At 53.5% G+C, this 24391-nt stretch carries 3 protein-coding genes; 1 reads left to right on the forward strand and 2 read right to left on the reverse strand.

Going from position 1 to position 24391, the window contains the following annotated elements:
* On the forward strand, positions 1-22935 hold the full coding sequence (locus tag MFFC18_RS12400; protein ID WP_075084555.1) for a DUF4347 domain-containing protein: 22935 nt from the start codon (positions 1-3) through the stop codon (positions 22933-22935).
* A gap of 546 nt (positions 22936-23481) precedes the next feature.
* Here the strand turns inward: MFFC18_RS12400 and MFFC18_RS12405 are convergent.
* Positions 23482-24147 (reverse strand): hypothetical protein, encoded by a 666-nt coding sequence (locus MFFC18_RS12405; RefSeq protein ID WP_075084556.1) that lies wholly within the window; start codon positions 24145-24147, stop codon positions 23482-23484.
* A gap of 33 nt (positions 24148-24180) precedes the next feature.
* Entirely contained in the window at positions 24181-24348 is a 168-nt protein-coding gene (locus tag MFFC18_RS24950) for a hypothetical protein (RefSeq protein ID WP_157665147.1), read from the reverse strand.
* Positions 24349-24391: the final 43 nt, after the last annotated feature.

Below are 24391 nucleotides of genomic sequence, written 5' to 3' on the forward strand. Positions count from 1 at the left end.
ATGTTCCAAAATGACGCGCCCAAGTATCGTTCTCTTTTCGAGTCTCTTGAAGAACGAGTTCTTTTTGATGGTGCGCCGGATGCGGCCTTCGCGTATTCTCAAAATCAGCCCGTTGAACCGGTTCCCGCTCAGGTCCAAAAGGCAGCTAGTTCTCAGTCTCAAGGAGCAAGCCAGTTAATTGTCATCGACAGCGGCGTGGAAGACACGGACGCGTTGCTCAATGAGATTCTTAAATCGCGGCATGCCGAAAGCTTTGAAGTCCTGGCTCTAAATCCAAATCAGGACGGCGTTGCCCAGATCAGCGAGTTGCTTGAGCAGTCAAAGGGCAAGTACAGCGCGATTCATATCGTGTCGCACGGCGACGAGGGACAGGTGCACCTTGGAGATCTGACACTTTCCTCAAACAACATCACCAAATACGCGGATCAGTTGGCGGGCTGGGCCGACGCGTTGACCGAAGATGCTGACCTGTTGTTTTACGGTTGCGATCTGGCGGGCAATGCGGAAGGCGAGCAGTTCATCGAATCCATCAGCGCGATTACGGGAACTGATGTCGCGGCGTCGGATGACTTGACGGGTGATGCCGACCAAGGTGGCGACTGGGATCTTGAATTTACGACCGGATTCGTGACGACTGAGTTTGTCGTGGCGCCGTCCTACGAAGGCCTCCTCGCGCTATCCGATGCGACGCTAAACATCGTATCCGATGGAACGCCAACTTGGGATACGGACAACAATGCTGGAAACGATACCGATGGTAGCAATGGCATCATCCGCACCCACGATATCATTTCGATGGAAGTCTTCTACAACACGGATGCCGGTGGCGCGACAGACCTGAATTTCACCTCAACGCTACCTGAGGGTTTGGTTTGGAACAGCCTGCCGGCCGCTGCGGCACTGGACCCGCGGAGTATGATCGTCGACTCGGTCACTGGACTCGAAGGCGGGGACTTGCGAGGGATCATCGCATACTTGCCCGACGTTGCTGGCACGTTTACCTCCAGTATCGTTTTTGAAGCGCGAGCACTCGGTGGGGAGCAAGGCACGCCGCTCAACGGTGTCGAGTTTGATGTTAACTCGAACGAGAACACGGCTGCCATCGATACGGATGCTTACGACTTCACGCTTTCGTCTGCGGCCAACATGGACATCGAGTTGCGCAGCCCGACGTTTCGCGGCGTTTTCACGGACGCTTCGGGAACCGTTGACGGCGTCGTTTACTCATACGGCATAGGCATCTACGGAGACCATCCAACTCGAACCGGATCCGATGCCGTTAAGGGTTCGGCTCCGATCGAGGACAATTTTACCTTCGATATCGATCTTTCTGGCGTTACTCCCGGCGCGCAGGTTTTTGACTGGGGAACAGCTCTTGGTGGCACCGCCGAAGCCGCCATCGATGGAATTTCGCGAAACTACGAGCGATACGTCAACTCGTCAGGGAACACCGTCACCGGTTGGTCACAAAGCAATCGTCCTTCAGGCCAGACAGATGAGCACACCGGTAACGTTTGGAATGAAGAGCGTTCTACGCCGGATAGCGGTGACTGGACGATCACGGGATCTGCCGGATCGGTGTATAGCGTACAAGTTTCCGGGGCCGACACGACCGGCAGCCATTTCCCGTCCAACTATGGTGGCGGGGGTGTCGTTCCAGCGGCTGACAACTGGTTTACCTCTTCGATCGTTCACGTCTGGATCCCGATCGATGAGATCCTTCCCGGCGAAGATGGCATTGGCGGAAACGAAGATGATGGCGCGCTAGATATTACGCCCGTAATCACTAACTTTGACCCTGATGATTACTGGGGCACAACGAACAACTTTGGCTCTGGAGTCGCAGACACTGAAGACACATCCAACAACGATTACACGCATACGGTTGTTGCGGCGAGTGTGGGGGGACCGACCAAGCACAATGCAACTGCAGGCCACCCCACCAGTGGTCGTTGGGTCGAAACCTCCTCCAATTGGAATGCGGGGGATGGCGAAACCTCGCTTGGTCATATTTTCGATTCAAGGGTCAACAGCGGACGTAACCTGGGAGTCCTGTCCCAAAGTGGTGTAATCTGGGGTGACAAGATTGACAACACGGCGACCAAAATCACGGCCAATTCGTTGGCTGCACAATCGGGAGACGGCTGGTCTCGCGCTTATGTCTCTGGTGGTCCTAGTTCTGGTACGTTTCTCACCTACGGCGTTGACTACATCATCGAATTCGGTACCGGCGGAGTTGGAGGAGCAGCCGGAGGTTGGACAGACTGGAACTCGATGGGTGATGCCACGCTGGCGGATGGAGAATCACCCGTCTGGAGCGAGGATCCAACCGACGTCGCACTTGGGGGCAATGCCTACGCCGACGGAGTGCGTGACTCGATTACCAAGTATCGATTCAAGTTATTGCGAGATTTGGAACCGGGCGAAGCCATCCTGGGATTCGTTTCTCATGAAGTAGTCGGGGCTTCAACACTCGACCCTGCCAACAACCCCGACGGCAGGATCATTGCCAACTTTGTCGCTGGAACGGCCGACTATCTACTCACCAACGCCAACCCCAATGATGACTGGAGAACCTCAGAGTATGACCCTCAAGACAATTCATGGTATGCCGAAGGAGCTTCATCAGACCTTTGGCGCGGTGATCGACTTTATCTGGTCGAAGCCAACGTCGATGTCGACAAACTGGTCGTCGATCTGGGAGCGGGAAACAATTACCTGGCCGGATCTGCTGCTACGATTCAACTTGATGCAACGGTAACCATTCCGGGGCCCGATTCCGGTGCTCCGGCGCAAGACGTCTACGTGACTGACATGCTGCCCGCCGGTTTGACGGTCATTGGTGGTTCGGCGCAACCGACAGCAGGTTTCGCGTTCACTGCAGGTGATGGTTCGACGGTTTCCGTTCAGTCGGTAGAGTACTACGACCCAGCCACCAGTTCGTGGAGCACGACGTGGTCTTACGGATCGACTGGAATTCGTTGGTACTTCGGTGATGTCCCGCTGAACACCTCACTTCCGACGATGACGTTCGACGTCTTGGTTCCGTACGACGCACAAAACGGAGAAAACTGGACAAACACGGCTGTCATTTCTTCTCCTTCGGACAGCTCGCCAGAGGATTTACGGAATTCTTCTGCTGGCATCGTTGCCGTTCAAGTTGCCGCGATGGCTGCGGGCAAGCAAGTCGTTACGCCGCTGGTTGCAGAAGATTCGACCATCATCTACGAACTAGGAATCGCCAACGTCTCGGACGACAAAGACGTTCCGTGGTTCGATCTGGTTGACGTGTTGCCGTACGACGCCGACTTTCAAGGCTCTTCGCACGGCGGTCAGTATACGTTTATCGACGTCACCAATCTTGCCCCCGATCTCGAAGTCTACGTCACATCAACTGCGGCTACCACGTTGGACGCGCAAGACGGTACGGTCGACGGCTACGCGGATCCGGGGACTTCGGGTGATAGTTGGTTCGTTGCCGAAGGCACCGGAATCTGGCAGTACACACTTAATGAAGTCCAATCCGGTGCTGCAGGAGCCCCGGCGATTAACCAGATCACAGCGATTCGAGTGGTCAGTGACAAAACGGTTGATCCAATTTTGGCCGCCGGAGAGTCGACTGATTTTCTGTTGCACTTGACTCCCGATGGCAACGAAGGCATTCCATCGGACACTTATACGAACAAGTTCACGGCGCGTACCGATCCGGGAGCATTGCCGCTGCCGGTGAACTCAGCGCCGGTGACCGCTGTGGTTGTCGCGCCCGATATCGAAATTGAAAAAGAAGTCGCGCTCGATGAGACTCACGTCAACATTGATCCGACCGATGATTCGCACTGGGGCGAGACGGTCAATTTCGATGACACTGACAAAGCCTACTTCCGACTAAAGGTAACCAACACCGGCACCGCAGATTTCCTCGGTGCGACCGTTAGCGACAGTTTACCAGCCGGTTCCACATTCGTAGCCGGTACAGCAGTAGCTTCAGCGGGCGATGTTTCAGGGTTTCCATCGACTTGGACTTTTGATCTACCCGCAGGTGAAACTGCGTACTTGATATACCAGTTGGATGTCAATGACGAGGGCAACTACGTCAACTCGGCCGATGTCGAAGCGACGGATCAGTTTGGCGAAACCGTGAACGACAGCGATGATGCCGAAGCCAATTTTGTGACTGAGATTTCAGCCGCAAAACAACAGACCGGTGCCGTTCGAAGCAGCGTTAATCCTGACTTCTTTGAGGTCACATACGAAGTCGAGTTCGCCAATACGAGCATTTTTGATTTAACCGAAATCACTTTGACCGAAGATTTGACCGCCGCGTTTGGCCCTGGTTTTCAGGGGATCGTCACGGCTCCAGTCATTACCTCCAGCAGCATTTCGGCCGGTGGATCTTCCCCAACGATCAACGGAGCGTTCGATGGATCTGGAGACACTGCGGTTCTCAATGCTGACGGAGTTCTACTTCCAACCGACAGTGTTACGATCACTTACACCGTCAACGTTGATCCGGCTCTGTTGCCCGATCCGGCCAACACGGTCAACCAGGTTGAAGCAGGCGGTGTCACGGGCGGACCCGGTGGAACTCCAACAACTGACTTGTCCGATGACGGATCCGATCCGACTTCCGACAACCCGGACGCTCGCGGTGATGATGGGATGGGCGGAACGGACGACCCGACTCCACTGGTCTTGCCAGCGGTCGATTTGACCAAGCAAATTGTTGGTTCGCCCGTTCCATCGATCAGTGGGAACAATGGCAACTTCGATGTGACTTACGAGTTCATGATCGAAAACACCGGAACGACGGACCTCGACAACATTTCGATGATCGAGGATTTCATCGCGAACCTTGGGGGCGCATTCCAGGGAATCGTCAGTGGCCCGCGCGTCACCATGACCACAGCAACAGACAATCCGGACTTCAATCCGAACTACGACGGTGACACCGACACCAATGTCTTCCTCAACACGCCTGCACCGAACGAAAACCTGCTGGAGGTTGGCCAGAAGTTTACTTTTGAGATTACGGTCGAGATTGACCCCGATGATCCCGGGGCCATCTACGACGGCATCACCGGTGATGGCGATGGCAGTTTGGAAAATCAGGCGTCGGTTACGGCGGAGGATCGCTACAACGGTGTCCCTGTTGCAGACACTTCCGATGATCCGACAGATCTGACCGACGCGGAATACGGAGATGATTCGGATCCAGACGATCCCACCTCATTGCTTTTCCCGAACATCGAGTTGACCAAAGCGATTATCGGCACGCCCGTTCCAGCCTCCAGTGGAACGACTGGAAACATGGATGTCACGTTTGAGTTTGTAATCACGAACTCAGGCAACGAATCACTCGATAACATCTCCCTCATTGAAGACCTTGCAACCCAATATGGCGGTGCTTTCCAAAGGATCGTCCCTCAGGGCGTAACTTCCGCACCGGCGGTTGTAACATTCACCGACGGGACCAACCCGGTGGAGATCAATTCAAGTTTCGATGGCGGAGCCTCGGATGCTGAACTGATCGACAACGCTGGCGGCATCAATGAATTGGCGATGGGTGAAACGATCAGGATTCAGATTGTTGTCGAAGTCGACCCTGATAACGCGACGGCACTTTACACCAGTGGCATGTTGGTAAATCAAGCGACTGTGACTGGCGAAGGGTCGACGTCTGGCATTGTCACAGACGACGACAGCGACGATCCAAATGATGCAACCAATGACGACAACGACGCCGACAACGATCCTGATGATCCAACGACATGGCAAGTTCCTATCGTTGATCTAACGAAGACTTTGATCGGAGATCCTGTCGCCGCATCCAGCGGAACGCAAGGCAACTTTGATGTGACGTATAACTTCGAGATTACCAATTTTGGTAATGCTCCGTTGGACATGTTGTCACTACAGGAGGATGTGGCGGCTCAGTATGGCACCGCCTTCATCCGAATCGTACCTCAAGGCACGTCGCAAGCCACTATTCAGGCGTCCAGCATGACTGACGCACCTGAAATCAACGGAAGCTACGATGGTGGAATCTCAGACGCTGAAGTTTTCGACAACTCTGGCTCCAACACCAACCTTCTTGCCATGGGCGAATCAGTCAGAATACGGATTGTATTTGAGGTAGATCCAAACGCAGTTGGAGCAAACCTTGACGCGAACAATTATCTCGTCAATCAAGCGACAGTTTCCGGCAACCACAACGGAACGACCTATTCAGATGACTCAGACGATCCGAACAACGGTGACGATGTTGATCCGAACGGCGACAACAACGCGGACGATCCAAACACGCTATTCATCGCCGACGTTTCCGTTGCGAAAGAAGTCGCTGGAACGCCCACACCTCTCGCGAATGGCAACTTCAATGTGACTTACCAATTGGTGGTCGAGAATACCGGAAACGCAAGTCTCGACATTTCCCTCGAGGACGACCTCGACGCACAGTTTGGGTCTGCGTTTGTTAGCGCTGGTTCGCTTACGATGATTAGCCAACCCGCAGGCAATCCAATTACTCTTGATTCAGCGAACTGGGATGGTGATGTCGTTACCGAAATGGTTAACCAGTCGTTCACCAACATCCTTGAGGGCGGCGAATTCTTCATCGTTCAAATTGAAGTTGAAGTCGATCCCGACGCCAGCGGTAGATCTCAAGCACTTGACAACCAGGCAACTGTGACTGGAGACGCCGTTGATGAGAATGGCCTGCCACTCACAGACTCCAATGGCGATCCAGTTATCGTTGACGACCTCTCTGACACTGGCTCCGACCCCGAGACATCCAACCCGGGAGCCGACGGTGATACAGGTGGAAGCGACGATCCAACGCCCCTGCTGCTACCCGATGTGGCAATCGCGAAAAGCATTGTTGGTGATCCGGTTCAACTTCCCAACGGTCACTTTACGGTTCAGTACCAGTTTGTTGTTGAGAACATCGGGACAACCTATCTTTCCAACCTGCAAGTCGTCGAAGATTTTGCAGCGGAGTTTGGAGCCAATGTCTTCGTTCAGGTGGTTGCGCCTCCAGCGGTCAATGGCCTACCTATGGATCCAACCAGCGTAGCCCCGATTCGCAACATCCCGTACGACGGGAACGCAGATGCAAATCTTCTCGACGGAACATCTGGCCTGCTGGCTCCCGGCGATTCCTACTCCGTTGGAGTTACCGTTCAGCTTGATCCGAACGGAGCGGGAGCAATCGTTCCTTTTGAGAACACCGCCGTCACAACCGGTGATGCAGCGAACCCGGATGGTTCACCCATCAGTGACGGGTCCGGAAGTCCCATCGTTGTGACTGACGATTCCGACAGTGGAACAAATCCGAACACCAGCAACTCGGGCGAGCCGGGTGACACTGGTGGAACCGATGATCCAACACCGTTGTACATAGCTGACCTGGACATCACAAAAGCTATCGTCGGCGGGCCAACGCTTCTGTCGAATGGCAATCATTCGATCGACTACTCGGTCGTTGTTGAGAACACGGGAAGTGTTGACCTTGCGAACCTGAGCTTAATCGAGGATCTGCAAGCTCAATTTGGTGCTGGATTCCAAAACGCGACGGGCCTGACAATCGGCACCGCGCCAACTGATGCAGCATCGACGGTTACACTCGATTCCAACTGGGACGGTACGACAGCGCTTTCTGAAATGGTGGATAGCGGAGTGGCATCGTTGCTGGCGATCGGTGACTCATTCACTATCGAGTTCACTGTCGAAGTGGACGCGTCGTCGCTTCCAGCAGCTACCGCTCCGACCGTGTTTACCAGCGAGGCAGCATTTGCTTCGTCAACTCAAGCCACATTGCGTGAAGACTTTACGGACATCGTGGGCAACACTTCTGTGGACCTTAGCCTCGGCCCATTCGTCTCTTCGCTCGGTGGCGTAGAAATCAGTGGCACGATTGTGTCCTCCGTCGGAACCGGCGCAGAGACCCGGCAGGACGCCGACTCATTCGATGGCGGCGCACCAGACGACGGCGTGTTTGTCATTCGTCAAATTGATGGAGGCTCTGCCAATCTTCGAATCACTGTTCCAAATCCAGGTAACGCGATTGGTTTCGTTTTCGCCGATGTCTTTGATCCAGCAGGTGGTGCGCCTGCTGGCGAATGGACATACTTCAAGGCCACTGCGAGCGATGGAACAGTCATGTATGAGCACGATGAGCGAACGGATGGCGATTTGCCAGCCAATTTCGCACGCTTCATCGGTATTCAGGGTACTGGCAGCCAGGTCTACACTCACATTGACATCGAGTACGAAACCAGTGGAAATGACAACTGGACGATCGATCACATCTATGATTCCGGTAACGCGAACAATGTCATCACGAATCAGATTGACGGCAGCGGCGATGCGGTAGACGACAGTGGAAATCCGATCACTGATTCCAATGGCGATCCTGTCGTGGCAACCGACGAAAGCGACAGCGGCAGCAACCCCGACGATGAAAACAGCAGTGATCCCGGCAACTCGGGCAGCCACAATGACCCGACGCCATTGGTCATCCCGGAAGTAAGCCTCGCCAAAGATGCGGGTGATACAGTTGCCAACGGGGATAACTGGGACGTCAGCTTCATTCTGGTCTATGAAAATACCGGAACAACGGATCTCAACAACCTGACTTTGGTTGATGATGTGGCGTCGCAGTTCGGCAATGCGTTTGTTTCAGCCAGCGGCCTTGCGATCCAGAACTTCTCAGGAACCGGCACATCGCCAACGGCAAACACGGCTTGGGAAACCGATACGACATTGAACATGCTGACTGGTGGTGCTGCCGATGTCGGTGACTCTTTTGAGATCGTCTTCACGGTCACGATCGATCCGGATGGACTCGACAGCCTGTCACAGCCTCTCGACAACACGGCCGTTGCTGGCGGTGATGCGTTGGATGAAAACGGAGATCCTATTCTTGATGGTACTGGTAATCCAGTGACTGTCACCGATGAATCCGACGATGGCACTGACGTCAACGGTGAGAACGGCGATGATAATGGCGACGGAACTTTTGCGAACGATCCAACGCCTGTCATTATCGCAGATATCGGTGTCGCCAAGCAGGTAGTCAACCAGCCGACGTTGCTTGCCAATGGCAACTTTGAAGCGACTTATCAGCTTGTCGTAGAAAATACGGGAACCGTTGATCTTGCCAACCTGAGCCTCGATGACGACATTGCTGCCCAGTTTGGAATCCAGTTCGTTAATGCGTCCGGACTGACCTTGACTACAGCGCCAGCGGATGCTGACAGCTCCGTGGTTCTCGATTCGGCGAACTGGGACGGAAACGGTGTGACCGAAATGGTCAACACAACGATTCCGTCCTTATTGGCTGTTGGTGATTCTTTCGTGGTTCAGTTCACGGTCGAAATTGATCCGGATGCCGGAGGTACAGCTTCCGGTCCTTTGGAGAACCAGGTCGCGGCAGGCGGTATCGGAGTTGACGAAGACGGAAACACTTACACCGACAGCAACGGCGACCCGGTCACCGCTGACGATCTTTCTGATGATGGCACGGACCCATCCGCCGACAACGCAGGATCACCAGGGGACCATGGCACTTCGGATGACCCAACTCCGATCTACATTCCGGCGATCGGCCTGGCCAAAGAAGCCAGCGATGCCGTGACGAACGGAGACAACTGGGACGTTGACTTCACTTTCGTCATCGAGAACACCGGAACCGTTGACCTGAACAACCTTGACTTGATCGACGATATCGCAGCTGAATTTGGCAACGCGTTTGTGTCAGCAAGTGGCTTGACCGTTCAGAACTTCGTAGGAACCGGAACGGCTCCAGGTGCCAACTCCGGATGGGAATCCGACACGACGCTCAACATGCTCGACGGCACTGGACAGCTAAATGTCGGTGACACTTTCGAGGTCACCTTCACAATTACGATTGATCCCGATGGAATTGACAGTGTCTCACAGACCCTGGACAACCAGGGCACGATCACTGGTGACGCACTCGACGAAAACGGTGATCCAATCGACGACGGAATCGGCGGAACGCTCCAGGCGAACGATGGCTCAGACAACGGCACCGACCCGAACAGCGAGAACGGTGAAGATGACGGTGATGGAACTTTCGGGAACGATCCAACTCCAATCATCATTGCAGATGTTTCGGTCACCAAAGAAACTGTTGGCACTCCCGTTCAGTTGGCTAACGACAACTTCCTGGTTGACTTCCAGTTGGTCATTGAAAACACCGGTACGGTTCACCTTGCCGACATGACGCTGATTGACGACATAGACATGCAATTTGGTAACGCGTTTGTCAACGCGGGAAGCCTGACGGTGGTAGCGGGACCAGGTGACGCCGACAGCAACATTGTCCTCGACATAGCCAATTGGGATGGCGACACTGTTATCGAAATGCTGAATCAGGCGATCGACAACCAGCTTGCTGTTGGTGATTCGTTTGTCGTTCAGTTCACCGTAGAAGTCGATCCTGATGCGACAGGAACTTCTGGATATCTGGAGAACCAGGCGACTGTCGCTGGTGACGCCGTAGATGACAGTGGCATTCCGTTCACTAACTCCAACGGAGATCCAATCACCACAACCGACGAATCTGATAGCGGTGCAGACCCATCTAGCACCAACACGGGAGCCGACGGCGATACTGGCGGAAGCGACGATCCAACTCCACTTCTGCTTCCGGCCTTGAGCGTTGGCAAGCAAGCCAATACGGTGACCGTCCCAGTAATTGGTGGCGTTGAAATTACGGGCGCCTTCGACGTTCAATACCTCGTGGTTCTCGAGAACACGGGAACAGTCGAACTGACGAATCTTCAGTTGACTGACGATCTGACGACGCTCGCTCACTTTGGTGACGCGTACGACGCCACATTTATTGGCACAGGCACGATGGACCGTAGCGGCCTAGTTGTGTTGCCTGCGATCGTTAGCCACACCCTTGCCGACCCGGCGGATCAACCGATCCTCGACCCTGCTTTCCTTGGAGGCGCTGGCCAAACAGACATTTTTGATGGCATGTCTGGTGCACTTCTGCCTGGCGAACAGATCGTGGTTGCCTTTACGGTTCGCATCGATGGTTTGGAATTGACCAATACGCCAGCGGCCACAAACGGAGTTGGCGGCAATCAGGTAACAGGTACGGCGGACTCCGATTCGGGACCTGTCACCGATGAATCAGACAACGGTCTGGATCCAAACACGGACAATGGTGATGGTGGAACGGACGACTTCACGCCATTCGAAGTTCCCCAGATTCGACTTTGGAAATCTCACAGCGACTCGGTTGGGAATCCGGATGGGACCTCAACCATTACGGTTGAACTGAAAGTCGAAAACACTGGCACCGTTCCTTTGAGCAATCTGACTCTTTCAGAAGATGTTGCATCGCAATTTGGAGCCGCCTTCGTTTCGGCAACTGATCCGACGATCACGTCACCGCCTTCCAATGCTCTGAGCCTGATTCCGTCATCGTTGATCAATCCGAACTGGAACACGGATACTTCGCAAGACGTTTTCAACTCAGCCGTGACCGGAGAGAGTCTTGCAGCAGGCGACGAATTCACGATTTCGTTTGATGTGACGGTCGACCCTGATTTGCTCGATGACGATTCAGACTACCTAAACAACTCTGCGACCGTAATGGGCGACGGCGTCAACTACAACATGACCGTCATTACGGTTTCCGATGAAAGTGGCGTTGATGATGGATCAGGATTCGATTCAGACGAACCAACACCAGCAATCGTCGCAGAGATCGCGGTCGTCAAAGCAGCCCGAGACGCCATTCCAAATGGTGAAGACTGGGACGTGAGTTTCACATTGGTAGTTGAAAACACGGGCTCAACGGATCTCAACGATCTGACGCTGTTTGACGACGTCGCGGCTCAGTTTGGCAACGCATTTGTCGGTGCAACGGGTCTGACGGTTCAGAACTTTGTTGGATCCGGTACTGTGCCGACTTCCAACGGAGCGTGGACCGGCGACACGACGCAAAGCATGATTTCTGGCGGTTTTCTGAATCCAGGCGATCGCTTTGAAGTGGTCTTCACAGTAACCATCGACCCCGACGGAATCGATAGCATTTCTCAAGGTCTGGATAACCAGGCAACCGTCAATGGTGATGCAATTGACGACATGGGGAATCCACTGACCGATGAAAACGGTGACGACATTGTCGCCACCGATGACTCCGACAGTGGAACCGATCCGCAAGGCACTAACCCTGACGGCGAAGGCGATGAAGGCACGAACGAAGATCCGACGCCGATCATCATTGCCGATGTCAGCATTGCCAAAGAAGTGGTTGGGCAACCAACACTGTTGAGCAACGGCAATTACGCGATTGACTATCAGTTGGTTGTCGAGAACATCGGGACGGTTCACCTTTCCGACATGACTCTGGTTGATGATATCCAGGCTCAGTTTGGTGCAGCGGTCTTCCAGAACGTGAGCGGGCTTGGCATCGTATCTGGCCCAACGGATCCGTTCAGCTCCATCACACTCGACTCCATCAATTGGGATGGAACCGTGGCGACCGACATTCTAAACCAAACGTTCACAAACACGTTGGCAATTGGTGACACTTTCACGTTCGAATTTACAGTCGAAATCAACGCGGCAGCGGCAACGGGCGTGCTTGACAATCAAGCGACTGTTGGCGGAACTGGTGTTGATGAAGACGGAAACGTTTACGCAGACGAAAACGGCGATGACATCACCGCGACGGACGACTCCGACTCAGGAGCCATGACAGGAGATTCGAACACGGGAGAACCTGGTGATACCGGCGGAAGTGATGATCCAACTCCACTTTACATCCCTAACATTGGGATTGCCAAAGACGCTGGAGACGCGGTTGCCAATGGCGACGACTTCGACGTGACCTTTACACTGAACTGGGAAAATACGGGAACCATTGCTCTCGACAATGTCGACATCCTTGACGACATCGCGGCTCAGTTCGGAAGTCAGTTTGTAAGTGTCACTCTCGACAGTGTCACAGCTGGCACAGGCAACACTGGCTCGACTCCTACAGCAAATGCTGCGTGGGAGACTGACACCAGCCTGTCGCTCATTAACAGCACAGGTCCACTTAATGTTGGTGATACGCTTGAGATTGTCTTCACGGTCACGATTGATCCGGATGCTACCGGCACCTCATCACCAGGCCTTGAGAATCAAGCGACCACTTCGGGCGAAGGGCTGGATGAGAACGGAGATCCACTCCTGAATCCGGATGGCTCGCCGGTCACAGTCACCGATGAAAGTGACGACGGTCTTGATCCGACTTCCGAGAACGGCGACGATGATGGAGACGGAACTTTCGGTAACGATCCTACACCAGTGATCATCGCCGATATTCGTGTAACGAAAGCTGTTGCTGGCACGCCAACACTGTTGGCCAACGGAAACTACAGCGTCGCCTATGAACTGGACATCGAAAACACCGGCAATGTCAACCTGGCAGATTTGACCTTGGTGGAAGATCTTTCTGCTCACTTCGGAACGGCATACGTCGGAGCCGGAAGCTTGACACTGTCGTCGGGACCATCGAACGCATCCAGCAGTGTCGTTCTTGAAACCACGACATGGAACGGTGGCGCTTCGACTGAAATGATTGATCAGAGTGCCGCGACTTTGTTGGTCGTCGGAGACTCTTTCAAAGTTCAGTTCACCGTTGAAGTAGACCCAGATGCTGTTGGCGCTCCGGGAGCATTGGACAACCAGGTGGTCGTCGGTGGAGACGCCGTCGATTCCAATGGAGATCCGATTACCGATTCCAATGGCGACGAGATCGTTGTAACAGATGATTCGGACAGCGGAACTGACCCGAACACTACCAACTCTGACGGAGATGGGGATACCGGCGGAAGCGATGATCCGACTCCGTTGCTGCTACCTTCAGTGAGCCTTGCCAAAGAAGCCGGCGACGCCGTTGCCAACGGGGACAACTGGGACGTTTCATTCACCTTCGTTTATGAAAACACTGGTACGGTTGATCTCGCCAACCTTTCTTTGACCGATGACATTACTTTGGAATTCGGCAACGCGTTTGTTGGCGTGGTCCCAGGAAGCCTGTTGGTTCAGAACTTTGCGGGATCCGGAACGGCCCCGGGACAGAATGCGGCATGGGAAAGCGATACGACGCTCGACATGCTTGACGGAACGGGTCAACTGAACATTGGCGACTCCTTCGAAGTCACCTTCACTGTAACGATTGACCCCGATGGGATCGATAGCGTTTCTCAAAGCCTTGAGAACCAGGGCGTTGCTAACGCAGATGGAATCAACCCTGATACGGGAACTGCAGATCCAGATCTGGCGGTCTCGGATGACTCAGACAACGGAACTGATGTTCACGGTGAAAATGGTGAAGATGATGGAGACGGTACATTCGGAAACGATCCGACACCAGTCATCATCGCGGACGTGAGCATTGCCAAGGAAGTTATTGGCCAGCCTGCTCTGCTTTCAAACGGAAACTTTGCAGTCGACTACCAACTGGTTGTTGAAAACATCGGCACGGTTCACCTTTCAGACATGACGTTAGCCGATGACATTCAAGCCCAGTTCGGCACATCTGTGTTCCAGGGCGTCAGCAATCTGGCAATCGTGACTGGACCAACCGATTCCTTCAGTTCAATCACCATGGATCCAGCCAACTGGGATGGCACCGGTGCAACAGACATGCTCGACCAGTCAACGAGCAATTCGTTGGCCATTGGAGACTCATTCGTCTTCGAGTTCACCGTGGAAGTCGATGCAACTGCTGCAACAGGAATCCTCGACAACCAGGCGACTGTTGGTGGAACAGGTGTTGATGGAGACGGCAATCCGTATACGGATTCAAACGGAAATGAAATCACCGGAACCGATGATTCTGACAGCGGTGCAACGACCGGTGATGAGAATTCCGGCGAACCTGGTGATACTGGCGGAAGCGATGATCCGACTCCGCTTTACATCCCGAACGTTGGTATCGCCAAAGACGCTGGAGATGCGGTTGCAAACGGTGATAACTTTGATGTTACCTTCACTCTTGTTTGGGAGAACACCGGAACCGTTGCTCTCGATAACGTCGACATCATGGATGACATCGCGGCTCAGTTCGGTGGTCAATTTGTTCAGGTTGTGCCCGGAAGTCTTGGCGTTGTGAACTTCATGGGATCTGGAGCGATTCCTTCAGCCAACATGGCTTGGGAAGGCGACACCACGCAATCATTGATCAATGACAATGGTGCTCTGGAAGTCGGCGATACATTCGAAGTCGTCTTCACCGTCACGATTGATCCGGACTTCAGCGGAACTTCATTAACAGGCCTTGAGAATCAGGCCGCCACTTCTGGTGAAGGACTTGATGAGAACGGTAATCCGCTTACCAATCCAGATGGATCTCCTGTCACCGTCACTGACGAAAGTGATGATGGACTTGATCCGATATCAGAAAATGGCGAAGACGATGGAGACGGTACCTTTGGAAACGATCCAACGCCTGTCATCATAGCGGATATCAGCGTCACAAAAGCCGTCGCTGGCATGCCAACACTGCTTGCCAATGGCAACTACAGCGTCGTCTACGAACTCGATATCGAGAACACTGGCAACGTAGACCTTGCAGACCTGACTCTCAATGAAGATCTGTCGGCTCACTTTGGTACTGCCTTCGTAAGTGCAGGAAGCTTGACTCTGTCATCACCACCTTTCAATGCTTCCAGCAATGTTGTCCTTGAGACGACAATGTGGGACGGTGGGGCAGCAACAGAAATGATCGACCAAAGTGCCGCTACTTTGCTGGCCGTTGGAGATTCATTCAAGGTTCAGTTCACCGTCGAAGTGGATCCGGACGCCATCGGTGCTCCAGGAGCTCTCGATAATCAAGTCGTAGTCGGTGGTGATGCCGTTGATTCCAACGGAGATCCGATCACCGATTCAAACGGCGATCCAATCGAAGTTACTGACGATTCCGATAGCGGAACCGATCCAAACACCACCAACTCTGACGGAGATGGTGACACAGGCGGATCCGATGATCCAACGCCACTGTTGCTTCCGTCGGTAAGCCTTGCCAAGCAAGGTGGTGACGCGGTTGCAAACGGTGACAACTGGGATGTTTCCTTCACCTTCTTCTACGAGAACACCGGCACCGTTGATCTGACTAACCTGTCTCTGACAGACGACATTGCAACCGAATTCGGCAATGCTTTCGTTGGCGTTGTCCCTGGAAGCCTGTTGGTTGGGAACTTCGCAGGTTCCGGAACAGCGCCGGGCCAGAACGCTGCATGGGAGGCTGACACGACGCTCGACATGCTCGATGGTTTTGGTCAGCTGAACATTGGAGACTCATTCGAAGTTACCTTCACCGTAACCATCGATCCAGACGGAGTGGATAGCGCTTCTCAGGGACTTGAGAATCAGGGCGTCGCTAACGCAGATGGAATCAATCCCGATACCGGAGCTCCAGACCCTGACCTCGCCGTTTCTGATGACTCCGATAACGGTACAGACGTCCATGGAGAAAATGGTGAAGATGATGGTGACGGCACTTTTGGAAACGATCCAACACCAATCATTATCGCTGACATTGGCTTGTCCAAGGAAATCATTGGTTCTCCGACCCTCCTGAGCAACGGGAACTTCGAGATTGTTTACCAGTTGGTTGCTGAGAATACCGGAACGGTTGACCTGGCCAGTCTTAGTCTTGTCGACGACCTGGACACACAATTCGGTCCAGGTGTTCTTCAGGGAGTTTCTGGTTTGACATTGGTGACTCAACCAGCAGATCCATTCAGCAGTATCGTGTTGGATCCGGTCAACTGGGACGGAACAGCAACCACCGACATGGTTAATCAATCCGTTTCGACGTCGCTGGTCGTTGGCGATTCGTTTATCGTTCAGTTCACCGTCGAAGTTGACGCAGTTGCCGCAACGGGAGTTCTCGACAATCAGGCGACGACATCCGGTGACGCTGTGGACGAAGACGGGAATCCGTACACCGATTCCAATGGCGATGAGATAACAGCGACAGATGACAGCGACAGCGGTGCAGATCCATCGACGGACAACGCGGGCGAGCCTGGGGATTCAGGCGGAACCGACGACCCGACGCCGCTCTACATTCCAAATATTGGAATTGCAAAGGATGCCGGCGATGCGGTTCCGAATGGCGACAACTTTGATGTTGAATTCACACTCGTTTGGGAAAACACGGGTACCGTTGCGCTCGATAAAGTTGACATCCTCGATGACATCGCGGCTCAATTCGGTGGCCAATTCGTTCAAGTTGTTCCGGGAAGCCTTACAGTTGAGAACTTCGCTGGAACCGGATCGGCTCCGACCGCGAACGCTGCATGGGAAGGCGATACGACACTCTCCTTGATCAACAGCACTGGCTCGCTGAACATTGGCGATACGTTCGAAGTTGTCTTCACCGTTACCATTGATCCGGACTTCAGCGGAACGGCTTCGCCCGGCCTTGAGAACCAGGCAACGACTTCGGGTGAAGGACTCGATGAAAACGGAGATCCGCTACTTGATGACTCCGGCGATCCAATTACCGTTACCGACGAAAGTGACGATGGCGTTGACCCAACAACGGAGAACGGCGAAGACGATGGCGATGGAACATTCGGAAACGATCCGACACCTATCATTATCCCTGACATCAGCGTTGTTAAAACTTCCGCTGGGAGTCCGGTTGCTCTGGACAATGGCAACTTTGACGTTGTCTTTGAATTGACCGTTGAAAACACGGGCAACGTTGACCTCGCTGACCTGTCATTGATCGAAGATCTGTCGGCTCACTTCGGAACTGCCTTCATCAATGCCAGAAATCTGACTTTGATCACGGGGCCTGGCGATGCAAACAGCAGTGTTGCACTGGACTCAGGATGGGACGGAACCGGCACCACGGAAATGGTTAACCAAACGGTTGCAACCTTGTTGGCAGTTGGCGATTCCTACACCGTCCAGTTCAACGTGGAGGTTGATCCAAACGCAATCGGTGCTCCGGCAACTTTGGAGAACCAGGTGGTGACGTCCGGCAACGCCGTCGATGAGAACGGCGATCCAATCGAGGATTCATCGGGCAATCCGATCACTACGACAGATGACTCCGATGATGGAACCGATCCAAACGGTACAAATCCGAACGATCAAGGTGACAACGGAACGTCTGATGATCCGACACCACTGTTGATTCCAGATGTTGCTCTGGCCAAACAGGCCGGCGATGCTGTCGCCAATGGAGACAATTGGGATGTGACATTCACACTCGTTGTTGAGAACACGGGAACCGTAGCTCTCGACAATCTGACGCTGATGGATGACATTGCAGCCGAGTTTGGAAACGCATATGTTTCTGCAAGCGGACTTGCGGTTCAGAATTTCGTCGGAACGGGAACGGCTCCCGTAGCGAACGCAGCATGGATGGGCGACACGACCCAAAACATGCTTGACGGTACCGGGTCAATCAACGTCGGCGACACATACGAAGTCGTCTTTACTGTGACGATCGATCCGGACGGCATCGACAATCTTTCGCAAGCCCTGGAAAACCAGGCGGTGACAGGTGGTGACGGCGTCAATCCGGATGGAACGCCTATGACCGATGGCTCGGGTAACCCGGTCACGGCAACGGATGACAGTGACAACGGAACCGACCCTTCAACGGAAAACGGCGAAGATGATATGGACGGAGTCGTCGAGAACGACCCAACTCCAATCTACATTGCTGACATTGGCGTCGCCAAGCAACCGATCGGCACTCCTGTTATGGTTGCCGGAGGAAACTACGAGATTAGCTACCAGTTGGTCATTGAGAACACTGGCACGGTTGACCTTCAGAGCCTGTCTCTGGTTGAGGACCTCGCGGCCCAATATGGCTCCGTGTTCCAGTCCGCATTTGACTTGACTCTGACGAACGGACCAACGGATCTCGCCAGCAGCATCACGCTTGATACTGCCTGGAATGGAGCTTCAATGGCTGAATTGATCGACCAAACGGTTCCAACATTCCTGGCCATTGGGGATTCATTCACTGTTGAATTCACCGTGGAGGTCGACCCCTCACTCGCAACCGGTGCGCTTGAGAATCAGGTCATGACGACCGGAGTCGGAGTTGACGAAAACGGCGATCCGATTATTGATTCCAACGGAGACACGCTCACGGCGTCAGATGTCTCTGACAGCGGAACTGATCCGAATGGTAACAATCCCGATGGGGAAGGTGACAGTGGCGGCAGCGACGATCCGACGCCACTTCAAATCCCGAGCATCGGAATTGCCAAATCGGCAGGGGATGCTGTTGCTAACGGAGAAAACTTCGATGTCGAGTTCACTCTCGTGGTGGAAAACAACGGAACGACTGGCCTCAACAACCTCGAACTGTTTGACGATATCGCGACTCAGTTCGATGGCCAGTTCGTGTCAGCAAGCGGCCTGACCGTACAGAACTTCACAGGAGCAGGCTTTGCCCCAACTGCCAACACTGCATGGGAGTCTGACACGACAGAGAATATGCTTACTGGTGGAGAACTGGAAATCGGGGATTCGTTCGAAGTCGTCTTCACGATCACGATCGATCCGGATGCTACAGGGATGGCAATGCCGCTTGACAATCAGGCAGTTGTCGCTGGCGATGCAATCGATGAAAACGGTGATCCGATTACTGATTCCAACGGTGACGTACTTGAGGCTGACGACACAAGTGACAATGGCGTCGACCCGAATGGCGAAAACGGAGAAGATGAAGATGGCGACGGAACATTTGGCAACGATCCGACTCCGATCATCATTGCCGATATTGCCGTTGCGAAAACCGCTGCCGGTACGCCGGTCGCTTTGGACAACGGTAACTTCGAGGTCACTTACGAAGTAGTTGTTGCAAATACTGGTACTGTCGATCTTGCGAGCCTTTCTGTTCTTGAGGATCTTGCGACGCAATTCGGTGCCAACCTTGTCAGTGCCGGCAATCTCACGGTCGTGACAGCTCCATCAGGCGCTTCGAGCATCATCGCCGTTGATTCGGCATGGAACGGAGACACGGTTGCCGAAATGGTTGATCAGACCACACCGACGCTGCTTGCCGTGGGCGACTCCTTCGCCGTACAGTTCATGGTCGAAGTTGATCTCGATGCAACAGGTACCTCCGGACCGCTTGACAATCAGGTCGTTGCTACTGGCGATGGAGTTGATGAAGAAGGTATTCCATACACCGATTCAAACGGCAATCCAATTGACGCTGTGGATCAATCGGATAGTGGAACCAACCCAACGACCGACAACGGCAATGACCAGGGAGACAATGGGTCACCAAGTGATCCGACACCTCTTCTGATCCCGGATATTGCAGTCGTCAAGAGTGCCGGCCTTGCCGTGCCAAATGGCGACAACTGGGATGTCACGTTCACGTTGCTTGTCGAGAACACTGGTACCGTAACATTGGAAAACCTGTCTTTGATGGACGACATCGCGGCCGAGATCGGCAACGCATTCCTCGAAACCAGTGGAGTGACTATTCAAAACTACACGGGAACAGGCACCGCGCCGATCGCCAATGGAGCCTGGTCTGCCGACACATCGCAGAACATGTTGGCCGGTGGAACACTGGACATTGGTGATTCATACGAAGCCGTATTCACAGTAACCATCGATCCGGATGGAATCGACAGCATCTCCCAAGGCCTCACGAATCAGGCTGTGGCTGAGGGTGACGGCGTCAATCCGGACGGAACGCCGATGGAAGATTCAAGCGGAAACCCTGTCACGACAAGCGACGATTCTGACAACGGCGTCGATCCAAATGGAGAAAACGCAGAAGACAACGGAGACGGCATCGTCGGTAATGATGTCACGCCAATCATCATTGCGGACATCGCCCTTGCGAAGTCCATCGTTGGTTCGCCGGAACTGCTGTCCAATGGAAACCATGAAGTTACCTATCAACTTGTGGTCGAGAACATTGGAACCGTTGACCTTGATGATTTGAGTCTGCTGGAAGATGTTGCATCACATTTCGACGCCGGGTTTATCAGTGCCGGTGGATTGACGATCACATCTCCAACCTCAGGGCTTCACAGTTCCATCGCAATTGACTTAAGTTTCGACGGAGACGGACTGTCAGAAATGATGGATACTTCGGCCGCGAATCTGTTGGAAGTCGGTGACTCGTTCACGCTTGAGTTCAGTGTTGAAGTCGATGCTTCGGCACTTCCACCGTCGGCTGAAAACACTGTGACGGCGAATGCAATCGGCATCGACGAAAACGGCGATGCGTACACTGACCCGAGCGGGAACCCGATCACGGCAACCGACGATTCTGACAGTGGAACTGATCCTTCGACAACCAATATCGATGAACCCGGTGACGCCTTCGGCAGCGATGATCCCACTCCGCTGTGGATCCCGAGCATTGGACTGGGCAAGAGTGCCGGCGACGCTGTTGCCAACGGTCAGAACTGGGATGTTACTTTCACTCTGGTTTACGAAAACAACGGAACCGTTGCCCTTAATAATCTGACCCTGTTTGACGACATTGCAGCTCAGTTTGGTGCGGCGTCCGCCGATGTGAGAGACCTCTCGGTTGAGAACTTCTCCGGCACGGGAACCATCCCAACTGCGAATACTGGCTGGGAGGCAAACACAAGTCAGTCCATGATCTCCGGAGGTCAGCTCGACGCTGGAGATTCGTTCGAAGTAACCTACACGGTCACGATCAATCCTGACGCGACGGGCACTTCCGGACTACTGGACAACCAGGCGACCGCAGAAGCAACCGGAATCGATAATAACGGCAACCCGCTTGTCGATTCTTCTGGAAATCCAATGACCGCGACAGACGTGAGTGACCATGGCGTCGATGCCAATGGTGAAAATGGTGAAGCCTCACCAGATGGAACCTACGGCAACGACCCAACTCCGATACACATTGCGGACCTTGGAATTGCCAAGTCGATCGTTGGCGAGCCTCAGTTTGTTGATGGTCACTACCTGGTCACGTATCAGCTGATTGTTGAGAACACGGGTACGGTGGACCTCACCAATCTTAGCCTCAATGAAGACCTCGCTGGCCAGTTCGGAGATGCTTATGTTAACGCGAGTGAGCTTACGCTCATCGGTTCGCCTGGCGACCCGCAAAGTAGTATTGCACTGAACTCCGCCTTTGATGGTGGAAGCAACACTGAGTTGATGGACGTGTCCGCAAACAACGTTCTGCAAACAGGCGATTCGTTTTTGCTGCAGTTCGTTGCGGAAGTGAATCCGAACTCCGAAGGCGACGAACTTCACAACCAGGTTACTGGCTCAGGTGACGCGATTGACGAAAACGGAGATCCAATTGTCGACGGTAGCGGCGAGCCACTTACGGCTTCCGACTTCAGCGATGGTGGAACGGATCCGAACGGTAGCAACCCGGGCACAGTCGGTGACTCTGGTTCCTGGTCAGACACAACGATCTTTACAACGCCAAGACAGGGTGCAGCTGGAAATCCACCGCGATTCCCTGGCTTGCCACCAGTCACAAACAATCTGCTGGGTAGCTATCTGAATGCACCGGGACCGATTTACTCTGGTATTCCAATGAGCATGTCCAACCCGGTCACGCTGGAGAGTGGACGCCCCATCGGCGGAGGCTATTCAGGAGACGGTACTGGCGGGATGCAACTGGTTGAATGCTGTGAAGTCGTCGATGCTTGTCCGGGACAACCTGTCGAAGTCGAGTCGATTCCTGTCGATGAGGATTTTGGTTGCGATGCAACCGTCCCAGTCGAAGCACGGGTCGTCGAAGATTGTGGTTGCGAAGAATTACCAGCCGAAGTGCTGGTCGAGGAGCGTGGAGAATCGGTCATCGAGGAAGTGCCTTGCGAGGAAGCGGCCTGTGACGTGGTTCCAATGCCATGTCCGAAACCACACTTCCTGCAACGAATGAAGAACTGGCTTTCCCGTTAGCGAGAAACCTGACGCATTCGGCAAGACGTTTAGCAGAAACGATTGAAGAAAAAGGCGGCGCCTCTCAAAGAGGCGCCGCCATTTTATTTTTGCACCTTGAGTCTATTACCCTTCGCGGCGCCGACATGTATCGATTAAAGCCTTCGCTTTTTCGGATGAGGAACGCCGGAAACGCTGATCTCCAAACCGCTTTGAGACGCGCGGGAGATTCCGATCGTGCTCCGAACCTGACAGCGTGGTTGAGATTTTCGAATTTGATGCCAATCTGCAGCGGCAGGACGGACCATCGTCTCTGTTGAGTTGGGGGGGGCGCAACACAACGGCGTCTACACGGTTTTCCTGGACGACGGGCAATTGGTGGGTGAGCCCGGCAACGTGACGCCCTCTCGGATGCTTGGAGCGTTTGAAGTTTCGATTTAGTTCAAACCGGATCTGTGGACCGACAGGTTTTCCGTGAAAGCCAGATTCGCCGATGGGTTAGAGGATCTGCCAAATTGGTCCCTGACACCTTTTCAGCGTCTCATGGAGTTGTCTGGTTGCCGGAAGCTAGCGAGCCCTGTAGATCTCGCCAATGAGCTGCGTGAACTCGGATCGCGCTCCTTCTGGTAGCTTATCCATCACATCTTTCCTTAGTTTATTCTGAAGCTCTTTAATTTTTTGCTCATACTCCTGCTTTAGTTCCGACAATCGTTCTTTAAATTTGGCATTGTCTTTAGGTGATATGTTGAGTCGTTTGGCTACACCAGCGAAAAGCCCAAACAGATCCCCGCGGTACTCAACCAGTAGTAGTTTCTGAACCACCAACTGGTTCAAGCGTTTCATTTGGTGAGGCAGAAGTATTCTGTCGAGAGATTCCAGTGCTTCCTGGCCCAGTTTTTTATGAGACGCATGCATTGCATTGTTGGCAACGGTGCGCATTTCTTCTCGCGCAGACGCATCGGCGATTGCTTCAGACGTCGCAGATTGTGAATGAAAATCCTCAAAAACCTTGTCACATGCTGTAATGTATTCTTCGCCCACTTTTCCAATTTCCAGTTTTTGCGACTCAACAATTTCGAGTTCGGCAACCAGATCCGGTTTTCCAAGCAGATCCAAGAAGACACGCAACTTGAAATCAGGCGTTCGATCGTTCGTGGGCAGATCTCGGGACACTTCCTGAGCGATAGAGACGCTACTCAACAATGCCAACAAGAAAAACGTCCAAATTTTCATACCAACTCCTTAACCAAGAAAACGTTCGAACACTTATCGCACCTTGTAGATGTCGCCAACGAGCTCGGTAAAATCAAGCTGGATTTCCTTGGGCAATGCATCGACGACATCCTCCTGCAACTTCTCCTGAAGTTTCTTTACCTTCTCGTTGTATTCTCGCTGTAATTTCCCCAATCCTTCTTTAACCTTCGTCTCGTCCACAGACTTCAGCTTGATCCGCTCCGCCACTCCAATAAAAAGGGTT

This window comes from Mariniblastus fucicola, from assembly GCF_008087665.1.
In the GTDB taxonomy this organism is placed as follows: domain Bacteria; phylum Planctomycetota; class Planctomycetia; order Pirellulales; family Pirellulaceae; genus Mariniblastus; species Mariniblastus fucicola.